This window comes from Rhizobium sp. PDO1-076 (assembly GCF_000247475.1).
Classification (GTDB): domain Bacteria; phylum Pseudomonadota; class Alphaproteobacteria; order Rhizobiales; family Rhizobiaceae; genus Allorhizobium.
The window spans coordinates 1-2,316 of record NZ_AHZC01000218.1 but is presented as its reverse complement, the minus strand read 5'-3'; the positions used below and the strand labels follow the sequence as shown (position 1 = coordinate 2,316).

Genomic DNA, 2,316 nt, shown 5'->3' with positions numbered 1-2,316 from the left:
TAAGCGCCGTCTCCGCCCCATTGGATTGGGTGTATTTTGAGGCTTGCTGCGTATGCGAGAAGGTTTCCAGTTTTATCTGGAGATTTGCATGGCAGATGATGGATTTGTTGGTCGCTACGAAGTTGTCGAGCCGCGCCGCGGAAACCGGCGGTGGCCGGATGATGTGAAGGCGCGGATTGTGGCGGAAAGCTTTGAGCCTGGTGTTCGTGTTGTGGATGTCGCGCGCCGTCACGGCGTTATAGCAAACCAGCTTTCCGATTGGCGACGTCAAGTGCGCGACGGCATTCTGGTGCTGCCGTTTGCGGCGGCAACGACGCCGTCGGAGCACGATGGTATCGAGCCGGCATTCGTGCCTCTGGCAATCGCTGCGGAGCGGCCTGAGCCTGTCAATCGTTTGCCGCTGCCGAAGCTGGCCTCCGACGGGCCGAGGGTGCAGGTTTTGACGGTGGAGATTGGCTCAGACGTTGTGATGCGGGTTCCTAATGATGTGCCCGTTGAACGGGTCGCCGCTCTGGTTCGCGCTGTGCGAGGAGCGTCATGATCGTCGCGGGCCAACGACTGCCGATCCTGATCGCAACGCGTCCGGTTGACTTCCGCTGTGGGCATCAGGCGTTGGCTTTGATGGTGCAGACCGAGTTGAAGCTTGATCCGCATTCCGGGGTGACGGTGATCTTCCGGTCCAAACGCGGGGATCGTCTGAAGATCCTGGTGTGGGATGGCACCGGAATGGTCTTGATTTATAAAATTCTTGAACATGGAAACTTTGCCTGGCCCAAGGTTCAGGATGGGACGATGCGTCTTTCCAGGGGTCAATATGAGGCTTTGTTCGAAGGTCTTGACTGGCGGCGGGTGATGGCGCAACGGGTGACCGCGCCGTCGGCGGCAGGCTGAATATCCGGCTGTCTTTGCATTGTTTTGTTTGGCTTTTTTGTGCTGTTTTGCTATAAAGCGGCATGTCGCAACCTATTGATCTCAGCCTGTTTCCGGACCTTCCGCCAGAGGTGGTGAAGGCGTTTGCCGCGATGCAGTTCGAGCTGTCGGTCGAGCGTGCTGCACGTCAGCATGAGCAGGCGGTCGTTGCTGAAAAGGACGCGTTCATCGCTGAGTTGAAGGAACTGATCGAGAGGCTTGAGGGGCAGGTTCACGACTATCGGCGCACGAAGTTTGGGCCGAAATCGGAAAAGCTCGATCCGGCGCAGATGGAACTGGCGCTGGAAGACCTTGAAACGGCGATCGCCGAAACACAGGCGCGGATCGCCGCCGTCGAGAAAAAGATCGAAGCCAGCGCGATCAATCCTGGAGAGGTTGGCGATCCGGACAAGGCCGTTTCTCGCAAGGAGCGCAAGGCCCGTGCACTGCCCGAGCACCTGCCGCGGGTCGAGCGCGTGATCGAGCCCGAGAGCATCGTTTGCCCCTGCGGTTGCGGCAACATGGTCCGGATCGGCGAGGATCGGACGGAACGGCTCGACCGGGTCCCGGCGCGCTACGAGGTGATCGTCACGATCCGCCCGAAATACGCATGCCCCAAGGGTCGAACGGGCGTCGTCCAGGCCAAAGCGCCGGCACATCTTTTGGAAGGGAGCTGGCCGACCGAAGCCCTTCTGGCGGAGATTGCCGTCTCCAAGCATTCCGAACATATGCCGCTCAACCGGCAGGCTGAGGTCATGGCGCGACACGGGGTGCCGATAGACCGCACGGTCCTGGCCGACTGGATGGGCCGCACGGGCAGCGAAATCGCACCGGTGGTCGACCATATGGCCAAACGGCTGCTGTGGGAAAGCACGCGCCTCTATGTCGACGAAACGACCGCCCCGGTGCTGGATCCTGGGCGAGGCAAGACAAAGACCGGCTATCTCTGGGCCGTGCTGCGCGACGACCGCGGCTGGAATGGTTCTGCTCCGTCAGGTGTGGTGTTCCATTATCGGCCCGGGCGTAAAGGAGAATATGCCGCTGAAATCCTCGACGGGTTCAACGGCACAATCCAAGTGGATGCCTACGGCGGTTACTCTCATCTCGCTACGTCGGATCGTATCGGCGGCGCTCCGCTGAAGTTGGCTTTCTGTTGGGCACACGGGCGCAGAAAGCTGATCAAGGCCACGCCAAAGAGCGGATCGCCCATCGTCGACGAGGCGCTGGTGCGGATCGCCGCGCTCTACAAGATCGAAGACAGTATCCGAGGCTCAGACCCCGAACATCGCCGGGCAGTTCGACAGGACCTGTCCCTCCCGCTGGTGGACGAGTTCTTCACCTGGCTGGCAGCCCAGGCCGCGCGCGTCTCACGCAAATCTGACCTCGGAAAAGCCCTGGCCTATATGC

At 60.6% G+C, this 2,316-nt stretch carries 3 protein-coding genes; all 3 read left to right on the top strand.

Going from position 1 to position 2,316, the window contains the following annotated elements:
• The first annotated feature begins 88 nt into the window (after positions 1–88).
• On the top strand, positions 89–541 hold the full coding sequence (tnpA, locus tag PDO_RS12765) for an IS66-like element accessory protein TnpA (RefSeq protein ID WP_037073855.1): 453 nt from the start codon (positions 89–91) through the stop codon (positions 539–541).
• Positions 538–891: an IS66 family insertion sequence element accessory protein TnpB gene (gene tnpB, locus PDO_RS12760; RefSeq protein WP_007602186.1), complete on the top strand. Its 354-nt coding sequence runs from the start codon at positions 538–540 to the stop codon at positions 889–891. Before tnpA ends, tnpB begins: the two co-directional genes overlap by 4 nt.
• 62 nt (positions 892–953) lie before the next feature.
• The coding region (gene tnpC / locus PDO_RS12755; protein ID WP_007602183.1) for an IS66 family transposase at positions 954–2,316 on the top strand (1,363 nt) is incomplete at its 3' end.